The organism is Pseudoalteromonas sp. APC 3893 (genome assembly GCF_030408095.1).
Lineage (GTDB): Bacteria > Pseudomonadota > Gammaproteobacteria > Enterobacterales > Alteromonadaceae > Pseudoalteromonas.
In genome coordinates this window covers 24,293-39,548 of record NZ_JASDCD010000029.1, presented here as the reverse complement: position 1 = coordinate 39,548, position 15,256 = coordinate 24,293, and the positions used below count along the sequence as shown (strand labels likewise).

The window sequence follows — 15,256 nt, the reverse complement described above, 5'->3', positions numbered from 1 at the left end:
CATCCAGATGTTACAGCACTAATAATAAGGAAAAGTACATCGACAAGGTTATGATGCTGGTTGATAGTTGAGCGGTTATCTTTTACAAGTTCTAAATGGGAGAATAAGGACATAAGAAATATAAAGTAATGAAATTTATAGTATTAGATCATAAATTATGAATGTTTACAAAGTATGATCCTGCCCTGCCTCACCAGCAGTCACTGCGAGTACCATTAAAATAACGCCTACGAATCCTGAAACCATATAACGAAAACGTTTATGCTTTTTACAACCCAAACTCAATGCAAGTACGCTGGTAGGTATAACGGCCGCTAAAATCCAAAAATGAAACTGTTCGTTATCTAGTTGTAAGGCTGCAAGACTAGGTAATAGCGTCAGCAAAATAGGAGTTGCAAAACAGTGGATTGTGCACATCATTGAAAGCCCGATAGCAAACTTATCCATTACACTTTGTGTTGATTTCATTCTAGTTTCCTCTAATTGGTTTTAGGCGGCTTTGGTTTGCATTGGCAACATAAACCCGTAATTTCTAACTGTGACTTGCTCGGAGTGAAACCGGTAAATTCCACCTGTTCGAACAAGGCTTTTACTTTGTCATTCACATCATTCATCTCTATGACTTTGTTACATGAGCTGCAAATCAAAAACATAGATAGCTGATGCTGGCATCCGTCATTTGCATGACTGCATGCCATAAATTTATTCTCTGACTTTAATCGGTGTACTAAATCTACCGACTCAAGAAAGTCTAAAATTCGATAAACAGACATCGCCAAAATAGGCGCATCCATTACCTTATTGAATTGATCTGTCAGCTCATAAGCAGATAAAGGTTTTTTTGCTTTTAGTAATATTTCTAAAACTCGCTGGCGTTTTTCTGTGAGTTTCCCGCCTGAAGTCGCACACTTTACATCTGCAAAGCGAATTGCCTTTTTAAGTTGTTGTTGGTTCACTCTAACCACACTAACTCAGGTGTATTTGGCTCGATTTTTGCCATTCCTTGCCCCATATCATGATTCCATTGAACTTCTATTTGTTGTAATGAGCTTGCCCAGTCAAAAATCGTTAGTGTTATTTTCTTGGTGGGTGACTCACATAACAGCCTATATTCGACCTTAATATCTTGATGAGCATGAGCATCATCGTGCGCGTCAGGCAACGTTGACTCGTTTTGCTCCATAACACATGCATTATCAAACTTTACAACTTGTTCTATAACTGCCAACCGCTTATGAAGCGCAGCTACTCGCTGTATTTGTTCAGGTGTTTCAGGGGAGTGTTCAAAACCAAGCACATCCGCTGCTGGCAAAGTGAATTGTAAATGCCAGTGTTGCTTTTGCTGCACTATTAATAACTGACCTTGACCATGAACATGTTGATGCTCATGACTTGCAGCAAAAAAAGGCATTAATAAAATTACCAGCAGCATGAACTGTAAATAACGGTTTTTTATAAGACCCACTTAAAAATCTCTACACAATAGTTAATTTTCACTTGATACAGTATAACATTTCAAGCACAATTGATATAGTATAACATCCAACAAGGTAGTCAAATGAAACGAAGATCTCAATTAGCTGTTTTGATAGCAGCTTTATTACCTGCAAGTGTGCTTGCAAATTCTATTGAAGGCACAGTACTCAACAACCAAGGTAAAGTTGTTGCTAACGCAACGGTAGAAGTTGAAGGCTCAGACGTAAAAGTCGCCACCGACGAAAATGGTAAATTTGTCATCGTAAATTTAAAAGATGGCTTAAAAGAACTTCATGTTGTTGCACCTGGGTACGCTCACCTTCATCGCGACATCACAGTAAGTGGCGATGAAAACCAGTCAATTACATTTAATTTAAAACGTTCTCCGATCGAAGTTATTGACATTGAAGCAACGCCTATTCATATGTCTGCAATGGAATCAGCGTCTCCTGTCAGTGTGCTATCTGGTGAACAATTAAGACGCCAACAAGCTGCAACACTTGGTGATAGCCTAGAAAAACTACCTGGTGTTAATACTAACTTTCACGGCAAAGTAGCTAGTACGCCTATTATTCGAGGCTTAAGTGGCCCTCGCGTATTGATCACTCAAAATGGCCTTGATGTAAGTGACGTTTCACGTGTAGGTCCTGATCACTCAGTCGCATCAGAAGCGTCAACTGCGCAGCAAATCGAAGTATTACGTGGTCCTGCAACATTATTTTATGGCAGCGGCGCAATTGGCGGTGTTGTTAATGTCGTTGATAACCGTGTGCCAACAGATAGCACAACGCGCGGCGAGTGGAACCTAGAGCATAACTCTGTTGATAATCAAAAAGTGGCTTCGTTTAATGCCACCACAGGTACTGATTCATTCGCATTTTATGCCGATGCATTTTGGCGTGAAGCTGATGACTATGAAATCCCCGTCGCTGCTGAGTTAGCACACGATGAGCATGAAGAACATCATGGTGATTATACAGTTGAAAACAGCAGCGAAGAATCTGATGGCTTCACTGTAGGTGCAAGCTATTTAATGGATAAAGGGTTTGTAGGTATTGCTATTGAGCAATTTAATCGCCAATACGGTATCCCAGGCCATACCCATGGTGGTGATGAAGAGCACAGCGAAGAAGAAAACGTGTATGCAGATTTAGAGCAAACTAAAGTGCAATTATTAGGCGAATACAACTTAGATAATGAGTGGCTTAATAAAATAAACCTTCGGATTGGCCACACCGATTACGACCATGCTGAAATTGAACATGGCCTAGTGGGCACCACATTCAAAAATGAAACAAATGAGTTACGCGTAGACTTAATGCATAACCCATTTAATGAGTGGAATGGCGGTTTAAGTTTTCATTACAAACAAAGTGATGTTGAAGCACAAGGCTCTGAGGCATTCACACCACCATCAGATACGCAAAGTTTTGCCGTAGCATTAATGGAAGAAAGACACTTTGGCGACTTTTTAGTGCAACTAGGTGGTCGTGTTGAACGTGTAACTATTGATGCAGATAACGTACTACTACCAAACATTGATGCACATACACATGATGCAGAAGGTGGGCATGACGATCATGATCACGACCATGAAGAAAGTGCTGCAATCACTCGCGTATTTGACGTAGAGCATGAGTTTACACCAGTTAGTTTATCTGCAGGCGTAGTATGGGACTTTACACCCGGCTATAACTTAGGTTTATCTGTATCACGTTCAGAACGTGCTCCTTCTGCTTCTGAATTGTTATCATTCGGTGCTCACATCGGTACTGGTACTTATGAAGTCGGAGCGCTATTTGATGTTGATGAAGACGGTCATTTTGGCTTGTCTGAGCAAACAATAGATCTCGAAACAGCGAATAATATTGATTTAACCTTCCGTAAGACCGAAGGTGATATCGGCTTTATTTTTAATGCTTTCTACAACCAAGTAGACAACTATTACTACCAAATAGACACTGGCCTATACGCTGAAAGCGGCCATAGCCATGGTGATGAAGACGGTCATGATCATGATCACGCACACGACCATTCGTCTGAATTACCTGTTTACTTATTCAAAACTGATGACGTCATTTTACATGGTTTTGAAGCACAAGTGGCATGGCAGTTAACCGATGAGTTTAAGGTAGATTTATTCTCAGATTACGTTCGTGCACGCCTTAAAGACGGCGGCGATTTACCGCGCACACCACCACTTCGCTTCGGTACTGAATTTAGCTATCAAACAGAAAAGCTGAGCGCACACCTACACGTGACTCGCTATCAAGAACAAGACCGTACCGCACCTGAAGAAACCGCCACCGATGGTTACACCATGCTTGATGCCAGTATTTCTTATGACTTATCAGTGTTAAATCAAGATGTCTCTCTATATCTACGCGGCACTAATCTAACAGACACCGAAGCACGTGTGCATAGCTCATTTTTAAAGAATATAGCACCACGTCCAGGTCGTAGTTTCGCACTCGGTATTCGCGGTTACTTTTAAGCGCTAAAAAAATTATAAATTAAGGAAATTAACATGACTAAACTATTTAAATTAAAACTGATTGCACTGGCAATAAGCAGCACACTAATCACCGCTTGTAGCGATGCAGAAACCAATATCGTTGAAAAAGATCCGATAGAAGTGCCAGATGATGGGCATGATCACGGTGATGGTGACGATCACGACCACGGTGACGAGTATGCAATCGACTCATTAGGTAGACTTGTGGTACTTGCTGGCGATAGCAACACCGCAAGCTTCTTTGATTTAGACGATAATGAACTTTTGGATACATTTACCCTTACAAATGATTCAAACACGCTATCGTCATCACCTGATTTTCGTTATGCCGTGATTGCTAGCCGCGCGCAAGACTACCTAAGTTTTATCGACGGTGGTTTATGGAGTGAAGATCACGGTGATCATCAACACGATTACAAACAAGCTCCAGCATTTAGCAACTATGAACTAACCAATGGCAGTCGCCCTACGCATCTAGTTAAACACGATGGTAAATTAGCCATATTTTATGATGGTGATGCTGATTCAGGCACCGTTGCATCTGTTGAAGTATTAACCGATAACGACATCACAAGCGCAACTGATACCCTACCTAGTATTAGTTACAATATAAATATGCATGGTGTTGCCCAGCCGCGTGGCGAGCATTTACTATCAACCATTCGTCGTGATGATGCCCAAAGTACATCTGCTGCTAAAGTTTTGCCCGATCAAGTAGGTGTTTATCATTTCCATGATGGTGAATACGAACTTGAGCAAACTTTAGAACTTACCTGCCCTGATTTACACGGTGCTGCACAAAACCACGACTATGTAGCATTTGGTTGTAGCGACGGCATACTTTTAGCTCACCAACACGATGACGAGTACCACGCAGAAAAAGTAGCAAATATTGATGCCGTTGGCGACTTACGTATTGGTTCTATATACGGCCATGAAGACAGCGAAACCTTTATTGGGGTTGCATCTGGCCACGGTGGCGGCCCTGCGGTAATTGTAAGCATCGACCCAGCAAATGCTGAAATGGAAGAATTCGAATGGCAACTAGCCGATGGCGCAAGTGCTGTATCTTACTCTTTCTCAGCAAATGGCGAGCACTTTTTAGTATTAGACAGCCTAGGCTTTTTAAACGTGCTTGAAGCGCATGCACACGACGACCACACCCACTGGGAGCTAGCAGGCCAAGTTGATATCACTGAAGCAGACGTTGCAACTATGCCTGAAGGCATGAGCTTTAGTATGACAGTGGCACAAAATGGTCAGTTTGCTTATGTAGCCGACCCAATAGCTCAACATGTAGTACAAGTACACCTAGAGGATTTAGAGATTGAAGGTGAACTAGAACTTACATTCCCACCAGCTGCTATTACTTGGTTAGGTATTGCAGAAGAGGAAGAAGAACACGACCACGCACACTAACCTGTACATTACCGAGTTACTCGATAAGTTAGCACCAAAAAGGTTGGCCCCAAGCGCCAACCTTTTTTAATGGCTGGTATTTGCAAAACTTCATCACCAGATCCAGAACATCAATGATAACTAATCCTTTGACTAAAACACCCTAAAACCATACTATTTATGAAAAAAGGAACACTTGTGAATGGATACATCCTTATTACTCATAAACGCATTACTTTACTTTTTCTTACCGCTTTGGGGGATAGCCGGGTTTGTAGACTGGTGTTGCCATAGAGCCACAAACATCGAAAGCACTTCAGGTATCAAAGAAACGTTTATGCACTCGGTGATGGGCCTCCAGATGGGTCTTCCCATCGTGCTTTGTCTTATATTTGATGTAAATGCACTCATTTTACTTATTTGTATTATTACATGGATTTTACATGAGTTAGTTGCTCATATGGATGTAGCTTATGCCTCTCCAAGAAGAGAAATCTCTATTTGGGAAATGCATGCCCACACTTATTTGGGCTCATTACCTTTATATATGCTGTCGAGCATCGTTGTTATTAATTGGGATCATTTTTTAAAACTAATTACCTTTGATCTAAATGGAGAAATGACCTTTAAAATACTCGACAACCCTTACGGCACATCAAGCTACTTACCTGCTTATTTAACATTTATGGCGATTGTATGTATTCTCCCCTACATGGAAGAAAACCTCCGTTGTATTTTTGCTTACTTTAAAGGAAGAAAAGTTTGAACGTCTACATAAATAGTACTGGTCGCTATTTACCAGGAAATCCTATCAATAATGACGAAATTGAAGCTGTATTAGGTTTAATTAATAACAAACCTAGTCGTCTAAAAAATAAGATTTTAAAGTCTAACGGTATAAAAACACGTCACTACGCCATAAACACAGAACAACAAACCGTTGAGAGCAACTGCAATTTAGCAAAAAAAGCAGCTTTAAACTGTATTGAAAACAGTTTTCTACCAAGTAGAAAAATCAAACTTTTAAGTACCGCCACTAGCCAAGGTGATATGGTTTTACCAGGCTTCAGTAGCATGTTGCAAGCCGAACTCGATATTCCTGAAGTAGAAATAAATACAAGTCATGGTATCTGCTCTAGCAGCATGATGGCACTCAAATACGCGTTCGCTAATATCAAAGCAGAGTTAAGTGATAACGCATTAGTAGTAGCAAGCGAGCTTGCTTCTCGACTATTCAAACACTCGCGTTATGAAGCTATTGAAGATGACAGCATTGATTTTAATGCTGAGTTCTTACGCTGGATGTTATCAGATGGCGCCGGTGCTTTACTGCTTGAAAATACCCCTAGATCTAATACTACAAGTTTAAAAATCGAATGGATAAAAAGTTTTTCTCACGCTGACGTTTACGATACCTGTATGTCATTAGGCAAAAGCAAGAATGACGAAATAAAAACCTGGCAAGACTATCCGACTTACGCTGAAGCTGAAAAATCAGGAGCATTACTGCTCAGACAGGACGTCAGATTATTAGATAACATTGTGGCAGTTGGCGTGAACGGATTCTTAAAGCTCATCAGCACTGGCGATGTCAGTGTTGATAAAATCGATCATGTGCTTTGCCACTTTTCATCACACTACTTCAAAGGAAAAATTTTTGAAATGCTAGCACAAGCAGGTACTTTCATCCCTGAAGAAAAATGGTATACAAACCTATATGAACGAGGTAATACCGGCTGTGCTTCATTATTTATTATGCTTGATGAATTTATAAAGACTCATACTTTAAACTCAGGCGATACTATTTTATGCATGGTTCCCGAGTCAGGACGATTTAACTGCGCTTATATGCTGCTAACGGTAGAGAAATAACATGGAACATCACATTCAAACCGAACTTGGTAAAAAATGCCTACAAGAATTACTACAAGTATGGCTTGATTTTGACCGCAACTTATCAAAAGTGCCAATCGTAAAGCGATTAGAAACAGGCAGACTAAGTCAGCAAGATTACTGTCATTTATTACTCAATATGCGCCAACAAGTCATTGAAGGCTCAAGATGGATCAGCCGCAGTGCATCAAGTTTCGACCGTAATCACAGTGATATTCGCTCTAGCGTAATTCATCATGCTCATGAAGAACATCGCGATTACTTAATGTTGGAAAAAGACTATCAAGCAGCCGGAGGTGAGCTAGCAGACATACAAACTGCCGAGCGAAACGTTGGCTCAGAGGCTCTTCACGGCTACCTAATGTACAGTGCAAGCAAACCGAATCCTGTCGCACTCATCGGCGCTATGTGGATCATTGAAGGACTAGGAAACAAAATGTCAATCAAGTGGGCTAAGCTCATTAAAGAACACTTGCAACCATCTATAAATATCACGCGGTTTTTAGAGTATCACGGTAAAAACGATGAAGATCATCTAAAAGAACTTTATCAACTAATTGATCGCGTCGCGTCATCTAAAGATAACGTAGCATCAATCGTTAAAACAGCGAGAGTAGTAGGACGCCTATATTGTCTACAACTTGAAGAAGTCGATAATTATGAATAATCATAAAAGTGCTTACCTAAGAGCAATCAAGGCTGATGACTCTATACCTATAGAGCAAGAAGCCTTGACGCTATGGCACAAAGATTTAGAAAATAGTTTTCGTTGGACGCTAAGACCTATTTTGCAATTTTTATTTGCGATTCTACTTCATATCATTTGGTTTTTAAAAAGACTACCATTACCACAATTTAGCGCTCACTCCTTTTTACAAAAAACAATCTGTTGGTTTTGTAAGAATTTTGTTTCGCCAGAAGCTAACTTACTTATTTTGAGGCACTTTGCTACAGAATCAAATATTTTAAATTTCCTTTCAGAAAACACAAGTCATAGCTATAGAGTTAACTTATACCCGAAAATAATAGACGACATGCTAGAAAATAGCTTTGTTGATCACGACCAAGAATTGTTTGAATCATTTGCGCAACTAGGTAATATTCAATCAAATATTAATGAGTCTACTGAATATCATTGGCATAGTTGGCAACCAATTAATATGAAAGACTTTTTCATAGAACACAAAGCAACACAAGTAATTGATTTTGAAACAGCCCATGCTTTGTTTATGTGCTTATTCTGCTTACTTTTAAAGCGCGACGAATACCGTGATGCTATTAATGGCTTTAACCTCGATCACAGCATAGCAATTAGAATAGGAAAAATAACAAACGATAACTCATTAACTGAGTATGCGTATAATAAATATCCACATTACTTAGTGGGCCCATGGAACTTAGGACAACGATTTTTAATGCACGGCTTTTTTACCGAGCACATGTACGCCAAATTGGAAGCCATAAGACAACAACAAATGGCTTGAACACATAGTGTTGATAGCTTGATTGCCGCAGTAGAAGCTTTTTAAACGTACCTTTATTATTAAACCTCACGCGTGTTTAACCGCTAACCTTTTGGGCTAGAGCCAAAATATTTAATTTAAAATAGCTTCACTTGAATTTAAGATGACAAATTATAATTTGCCATTAAGTTTGACAAAAAATAATTTGCCAACTACTCTGACAAAATATAATTTGTCACGAGGTGTGTTATGAATATCATTGTTGGTCAGGCTGCGAGAAGTACGAACTTTTGGGATAGACCCTATGAACTTGCAGACATATGGGAAGCAATAGACAACGGTAGTCATATTCTTCTTTGCGCCCCTCGCCGTGTAGGTAAAACATCAATAATGTATAAAATAGTTGATGAGCCTAAAGCAAATTATATCCCTATTTATATTGATACAGAGTCTGCTGATTCAGAGGCAGAATTTTGGTCAAAGGTTTTTAATGCACTAATGGAAGAAGACTTTATTGCCAGCCTAAAAACAAAAGCTAAAAACTTCATGGATCAAATTAGAAATATCAATGTTAAATCTATAACGATGGATGGCGTTGAGTTTGGTGATGGCGATAAGCTAAATCACAAACAAGCTTTTTATCGACTAATAAAAGATTTAGATCATGATAAAAAGCTCATTATTATGATTGATGAGTTTGCGCAAACCATTGAAAACATAATAAAGTACGAAGAGCCTAAAAACGCTATTAGCTTACTAAAAGCCCATAGAGAATTAAGGCAAGATCAAAAGTTTTCACAAAAAGTGACCTTTATCTATGCAGGCTCAATAGGTTTAGAAAGCGTAGTGTCCAAAATTGACGCAATTAAACATATTAACGATTTAAATAATATAAAGGTCCCACCTTTAACCCCTGCCGAAGCAGAGCAGTTTACTATCGAACTGTTTCAAAGTGCAAAGATTAAAATCAATCAAGCAGATATTGATTATTTACTTACAACCATACACTGGCTGATCCCGTTTTATATCCAACTCATTACGCAAGAAATTAAAAAAATATGCCGAAGAGGGCAAAAACTTGACCAAACTGTTATTGACCAAGCAATTCATAATGCATTAGATAACCGTAATCACTTTGAGAGCTGGCAAAGTAAACTCAAAACCGCATTAGGTAACAATGAGTATTTATTTAGTAAAGAAGTACTGAATGATATTTCGAACCAAAAAGAGACTAACTTGCTCGATATCCTGAATATAGCCAGTAAACATAACTTAGACGACAGTGAAGCAAAAGATTGCCTGCACTCATTGATATACGATGGCTATATTAACAATAACGACAACAATAAAACCTATCAATTTAACTCTCCAATCTTAAGAATGTGGTGGAACAAAAATGTCGCAAACTAATTACTCACGCTATAAGTACACGCCTGATGAAATTGATGAAAAAGAATTTTTAGCTAAGTTTGTTGTGCGTAATCATGATTTTGACGACATTTTTGATGACATAAAAAACAGTGATTACACAGTTCCTAGCCAACACTTTATAATTGTCGGCCAGCGAGGTCAGGGCAAAACAACCCTGTTAAGAAAAATAAAACTCGCAGTACAAGCAGAGCAAACGCTAGCTGACCTTTTGATCCCGATAAAATTCTCAGAAGAACAATATCAAATTCGTTCGCTTAGCCGCTTATGGGAAGAAGTTGCTGATTACTTACAATGCACAGCTGAAGATGACTTTGCTACAATACATGATGATATGGAAAGCCATTTTGACGATACTGATTACGAACTAAAAAGCTTTTCACACTTAGAAAAAGCAGTAAAAGCGAAAAATAAAAAGCTATTACTGCTGATAGACAACATTGACGAGCTACTAGGCAAATTAAAAGAAAAAGAGCAACGCAGACTCAGAGAAATACTCCTCACATCGCCAACTCTCAAAATCATTGGCGGTTCAACTAAAATGCTCGAGCAGCATTTTGATTACGGAAAACCGTTTTACGAATTTTTTAAAATTATTAAACTTATCGGCTTAAACAAACAAGAGTGTTTTGATTTTCTTGCCAGCATGGGCGATGAGCAGCAAAAGAAAAAAATAGCCTATATTATTAAAAACACCCCCGAGCGCATCGAAACTTTACGCCGCTTAACCGGCGGCGTACCAAGAACAATGGTGATGCTATTTGATATTTTTGTTGATGATGGCGGTAATGCCTTTGATGACTTATTAAAAATACTCGATGATGCTACCCCTTTATATAAACACCGCATGGACGACCTACCTGAAACGTTACAAGATATAACGCACACCATAGCAATGAACTGGGACGGCATCAGCACTAAAGATATTGCAAAAAAAACCCGCTTAGAAAGTAAAACCGTATCTGCCCAGCTTAAGCAATTAGAAACTAAATACGGCATCGTAGAATCTATTTCCATCGGTAAAAATAAGATTTATAAAATTGAAGAACGGTTTTTTAATATTTGGTATTTAATGCGTTTTGGCCGTAAAAAAGATCGCCAAAAAGTCGAGTGGTTAGTTAACTTTTTAACCTCGTGGTGCAGCCCAGAAGATCTTGAACGTAGAGCCAAAGGTTTTATGAGCGCTATTCGCGGCGGTAAAATTCATGAGTCGTACGTTTATCACATGTGTGAAGCACTCAGCTACGCCGGTTTAGATATACACACCGAGCATGAAATGAAAGAAAGCACCAAAGCCTATTTAACTTCAAAAAACTCTAGTTTAGTTAATGACCTTTCAGCGTCAGACAAAGAAATTATTAAAAAAGCGCAACAACTATATAATGAAAAAAAGACCGATGAAGCTATTAAACTACTCATAAAATCGCAAAAAAATAGCGCTGAAATTTTATTTTTCACAGGGTATTTGTATGCAAACAATGGGAACTTTAATGAAGCCGAATATTATTACTTACAAGCTATTGAACGTGGTGCTGACCATGCTGCATTTGGTCTAGGCTTGCTTTATCAACAAGAAGAAAAGCTTGATAAAGCAGAGGAATATTACTTAGTAGCTGCTAAAAATGATGAGCCATTTGCCTTATTTTCTTTAGGTCTTCTCTATAAGCAGCAGGGAAGAATAGAAAAAGCTGAAAGCTACTTTCTTCAAGCCAGTGAATTTGATGATTACCCAGCCCTATTAAATTTGGGCCATTTATACAACGAACAAAATAAGTTCAAGCCGGCCGAATATTACTACTTAAAAGCGATTGAATTTGGAGGCAACATAGCATTATCTTTTTTAGGTCGTATGTATAAACAGCAAGGCCAAATTGATAAAGCTGAAAATTACTATTTAAAAGCCATTAGCGCAAAAGTAGAGGGTGCTGAAAATCAGTTGGCCTGGTTTTATTTTGAACAAAACTGTAATTTAAATGAAGCACTAACGCTTATAAAATGTGGGTATGAACTATGCCCTAATTTTTATAATGCGCATACTTATGCAACCATTTTACTTTGGGGGGAAAATCTACCACAAAGCCATGAGGTGTTTTTAAAATGGCTAGATATGGATGGAGAGCACAGTGATTATGACATTACGCTTTACTTAACCTTGCTTATGGCCAAAAAGCAGCTGTATAAAACAAAAGAGCTATTAGAACTGCCTGAACACGCCTTAAAAGATAAGTGTAAACCTGTTTGGTATGCCTTGATGACCTTAATGCAAGATGATTTTCCCCATGAGCTCACTAAAATGGGCGGTGAATTACAAGAAAGTGTTGATGAGGTTTTGCAGCAAGTGGCCGAATTTGAGAAAAAGTACGCACTGAGTTAAGCGTTATCTAAGTTTTATAAGCTTAACAAAAAAGACGCCATCGCGTCTTTTTTGTTTCCTATCGCCATAAAATAGTTTTATTTCCGGCGCCAGCCGCTCCATACGTCATCTTCTTGGTTGGCTTTTTTCTTCTTTTTCTTACCAGTACCTTCAGGCTTGGCCATTGGCTTTTCGTTTTTAAGCGCCTGTGCGGCATCAAGGTTGGCTTGATTTACAGCAAAACCTGTTACCTCTTCGCGCTCTAAACGAAGTTTGTTTTTCTTCTCAATGATTTTAAAGTGATGGAAGTCTTCATAATCTATTAGTGATAATGCTAAACCTACTTCACCGGCACGGCCACTTCGGCCAATACGGTGCATGTAATCAGCAGGGCTACGCGGTAAGTTAAAGTTAATTACTACTGGTAGCTTTTCAATATCTAAACCACGGGCGGCAATGTCTGTAGCAATCAGTACTTCAATTTCGCCATTTTTAAATTTTTCGATTACTCGAGTACGTTCACTTTGACCTTTATCGCCATGGAACACTTGTGCATTAACACCGCGCTTTTCAAGTTTGCCCGCTAAATGCTCACAGTCTTTTTTGGCGTTGACAAAAATAAGCGCCTGACGCCATTGATGAGCCTTAATTAAATGCGCTAAAACTGTAGTTTTTTCACCCTTATTTACGGTAAATACACGCTGCACTAAAGTGCTTTCGTCTTTGCTTTGTAGTTGTATTTCAACAGGGTCGTTTAACAGCTTTTGCGTTAATAGCTTAACTTGCTCTGGGAAGGTTGCCGAGAACAACATGGTTTGCTTTTTAGCAGGCATTAATGCTAACAGCTCAGCCAGCTCTTCAGTAAAGCCAAGGCTCAACATGCGGTCAGCTTCATCAAGCACTAAAGTTGAAACTTTATCGAGCTTAATGGCATTGCTTGATATTAAATCGAGCAAGCGCCCAGGGGTTGCCACGATAATATCAGCGCCACCGCGAAGAGCCTGCATTTGGGTATTAACCGACACACCACCAAACACCGCTACTGCTTTAATCGCGCCATTAAAGTTCGCTGAGTATGATTTAACGCTATCAGCCACCTGCGTTGCCAGCTCTCGCGTAGGCACTAGAATAAGCCCTGAAACAAAGTTACCTTTGCTCGGCGCTTTATTAGCACCTTGCGCTAAAAACAGCGTTTGTAGCATAGGTAATGCAAACGTGGCCGTTTTACCCGAGCCGGTATTCGCCCCTGCAATTAAGTCACTGCCCGCCAAGATACTTGGAATTGCTTTAGCTTGAATTGGCGTAGGCTGGGTATATTCCAGCTCGGTTAAACGAGCTAATAGCTCAGGAATTAGGCCAAGCTCGTTAAAATTACTAGGATTTGCGGCTGAGGTCATAAAAGGTGCGGGCTCATTACTAAAAATAGCCTGTAATTTTAGCGTATTTAGCAACTATTAAGTAGAGGTTAGTGATTTAAATAATATTTAGCTACAAGACGCTTGCGCGTCATTTTTATTTAACAGTAACTAAAAACCCTAGTTACGCTTATCTAGCTCTACCTGTAACCTAGCTTTTGTTTCTTTTAAGTAGTTTATATAAGGATATGAGTCATCTGCAATGGCTAATGCAGACTCCATCTGTTCAAGTGCTTGGCGAGTATCACCCTGCATTTCATAGCCATAAGATAAAGCTGAAAGCGCATCGACTGATTTTGGGTGGTTTTTTAAATTGTACTTAAACACCTCAATAGCACGGGTAAACTGCTTGCTGCCCGTTAGGTTATAACCGAGTGATCTAACAGCACGGTCTGGTGGAGATATCTGCTCGCCCCATTGCTGAGATAAGTTTTGATAATAAGCATCAATAGAGGCTACATCGTCAGTTAAAGCACTTATGGGCATTTGCTTAGGTAAAAACAAATTGTGATAAGCACTAAATACACCTGCTACAGACGTAAGGTTATGCGACACACCTGCAAATGCATCACTAAAGAAACGCAAATATGCCAACTTATTCGATTGCAATGATTGTTGTAAGTCATCGTACCTTTCACGCATGATGCCAGCTTCTTCGCCGATATTTATATAAACGTAATTGTTAAGGTCTTTGCTTTTAGCTAAAAACGACTTTGTATTTTTTACCGATGCGCCATAGTTCCACCAAACCGCAGGGCTATACGCAATATGTGCTTGGAATAACTCAGGCTTTGCCTGCAACGCATATAACGAAAATACACCACCCGCAGAGGCACCAGCAATAACCTTATAGTCATGCGTACGATAATTCTTATTTACTAAAGGAATGAGCTCTTGCTCAAAGAACGCTAAAAACTTTGCAGCACCGCCCCCTTCACCAACTGGGCCCTGTGGCTCTTTATTCACGGTAGGATACATATCTCTAAGTCGGCTAGTGTTTTCAATAGCGACAATAATAACTTCAGGTGCACGATTATCATTTTGTAAACGCTCAATAACAGCACTGGCAAGCGGTATATTACCCGCGCCATCTAGGCGATATATCACAGGGTAAACTTTATCGGGGTTAGTTTGGTAGCTTTTAGGTAATTGAACGACAACGCTGCGTTCTTCATTTAAAACAGTCGATTTAAATGTATGTGTGTGCTGAGAATAATCTACGGTTTGTTGTTTGGTGTTAGGTTGTGCCAAGGCACTTTGAGAACTAAAAATATAAAAACTAGCAAAGCAGAGAGCTGTAAATAAACGCATAACT

The 15,256-nt window shown here is 39.3% G+C and carries 12 protein-coding genes and 2 pseudogenes; 8 read left to right on the top strand and 6 right to left on the bottom strand.

Features of this window, described 5'->3' with window-relative positions:
- From QMA12_RS20050 to QMA12_RS20035, 4 genes and pseudogenes are all read right to left on the bottom strand, one after another.
- Window positions 1-113: pseudogene (locus tag QMA12_RS20050) on the bottom strand (ISAs1 family transposase); the annotation flags it as partial.
- A gap of 88 nt (window positions 114-201) precedes the next feature.
- A pseudogene (locus QMA12_RS20045) lies at window positions 202-468 on the bottom strand (MerC domain-containing protein); the annotation flags it as partial.
- An 11-nt stretch (window positions 469-479) separates the two neighbouring features.
- The gene (locus tag QMA12_RS20040) at window positions 480-956 is read right to left on the bottom strand and encodes a Fur family transcriptional regulator (protein WP_290211231.1); all 477 of its coding nucleotides are present in this window, start codon (window positions 954-956) and stop codon (window positions 480-482) included.
- On the bottom strand, window positions 953-1,465 hold the full coding sequence (locus QMA12_RS20035) for a DUF2796 domain-containing protein (protein ID WP_290211230.1): 513 nt from the start codon (window positions 1,463-1,465) through the stop codon (window positions 953-955). The genes QMA12_RS20040 and QMA12_RS20035 overlap by 4 nt, the downstream gene beginning before the upstream one ends.
- A 93-nt stretch (window positions 1,466-1,558) precedes the next feature.
- Here QMA12_RS20035 and QMA12_RS20030 point away from each other — a divergent pair, with 93 nt between their 5' ends.
- The 8 genes from QMA12_RS20030 to QMA12_RS19995 all read left to right on the top strand — a co-directional run bounded on the left by QMA12_RS20030 (window position 1,559) and on the right by QMA12_RS19995 (window position 12,547).
- Window positions 1,559-3,970, top strand: coding sequence for a TonB-dependent receptor (locus QMA12_RS20030; protein ID WP_290211229.1), 2,412 nt, complete (start codon window positions 1,559-1,561; stop codon window positions 3,968-3,970).
- A gap of 33 nt (window positions 3,971-4,003) precedes the next feature.
- Window positions 4,004-5,410, top strand: a complete 1,407-nt coding sequence (locus QMA12_RS20025; protein ID WP_290211228.1) for a 5-methyltetrahydrofolate--homocysteine methyltransferase — start codon at window positions 4,004-4,006, stop codon at window positions 5,408-5,410.
- A 181-nt stretch (window positions 5,411-5,591) separates the two neighbouring features.
- On the top strand, window positions 5,592-6,155 hold the full coding sequence (locus QMA12_RS20020) for a diguanylate cyclase (RefSeq protein WP_290211227.1): 564 nt from the start codon (window positions 5,592-5,594) through the stop codon (window positions 6,153-6,155).
- On the top strand, window positions 6,152-7,261 hold the full coding sequence (locus QMA12_RS20015; protein WP_290211226.1) for a beta-ketoacyl-ACP synthase III: 1,110 nt from the start codon (window positions 6,152-6,154) through the stop codon (window positions 7,259-7,261). The genes QMA12_RS20020 and QMA12_RS20015 overlap by 4 nt, the downstream gene beginning before the upstream one ends.
- Before the next feature lies 1 nt (window position 7,262).
- Window positions 7,263-7,949, top strand: coding sequence for an iron-containing redox enzyme family protein (locus tag QMA12_RS20010; protein WP_290211225.1), 687 nt, complete (start codon window positions 7,263-7,265; stop codon window positions 7,947-7,949).
- The gene (locus QMA12_RS20005; protein WP_290211224.1) at window positions 7,942-8,766 is read left to right on the top strand and encodes a hypothetical protein; all 825 of its coding nucleotides are present in this window, start codon (window positions 7,942-7,944) and stop codon (window positions 8,764-8,766) included. The genes QMA12_RS20010 and QMA12_RS20005 overlap by 8 nt, the downstream gene beginning before the upstream one ends.
- 228 nt (window positions 8,767-8,994) lie before the next feature.
- Window positions 8,995-10,155: an ATP-binding protein gene (locus QMA12_RS20000; RefSeq protein ID WP_290211223.1), complete on the top strand. Its 1,161-nt coding sequence runs from the start codon at window positions 8,995-8,997 to the stop codon at window positions 10,153-10,155.
- Complete coding sequence (locus QMA12_RS19995) at window positions 10,142-12,547, top strand: tetratricopeptide repeat protein (RefSeq protein WP_290211222.1); 2,406 nt, start codon at window positions 10,142-10,144, stop codon at window positions 12,545-12,547. The genes QMA12_RS20000 and QMA12_RS19995 overlap by 14 nt, the downstream gene beginning before the upstream one ends.
- A gap of 77 nt (window positions 12,548-12,624) precedes the next feature.
- Here QMA12_RS19995 and QMA12_RS19990 read toward each other — a convergent pair whose 3' ends face one another.
- Together QMA12_RS19990 and QMA12_RS19985 are read right to left on the bottom strand one after the other, a co-directional pair.
- Window positions 12,625-13,923 carry a DEAD/DEAH box helicase gene (locus QMA12_RS19990; protein WP_290211221.1) on the bottom strand — a complete coding sequence of 433 codons (1,299 nt, stop codon included), beginning with the start codon at window positions 13,921-13,923 and terminating at the stop codon, window positions 12,625-12,627.
- 138 nt (window positions 13,924-14,061) lie between these two features.
- Window positions 14,062-15,252: an alpha/beta hydrolase-fold protein gene (locus tag QMA12_RS19985; protein ID WP_290211220.1), complete on the bottom strand. Its 1,191-nt coding sequence runs from the start codon at window positions 15,250-15,252 to the stop codon at window positions 14,062-14,064.
- Window positions 15,253-15,256 lie beyond the last annotated feature (4 nt).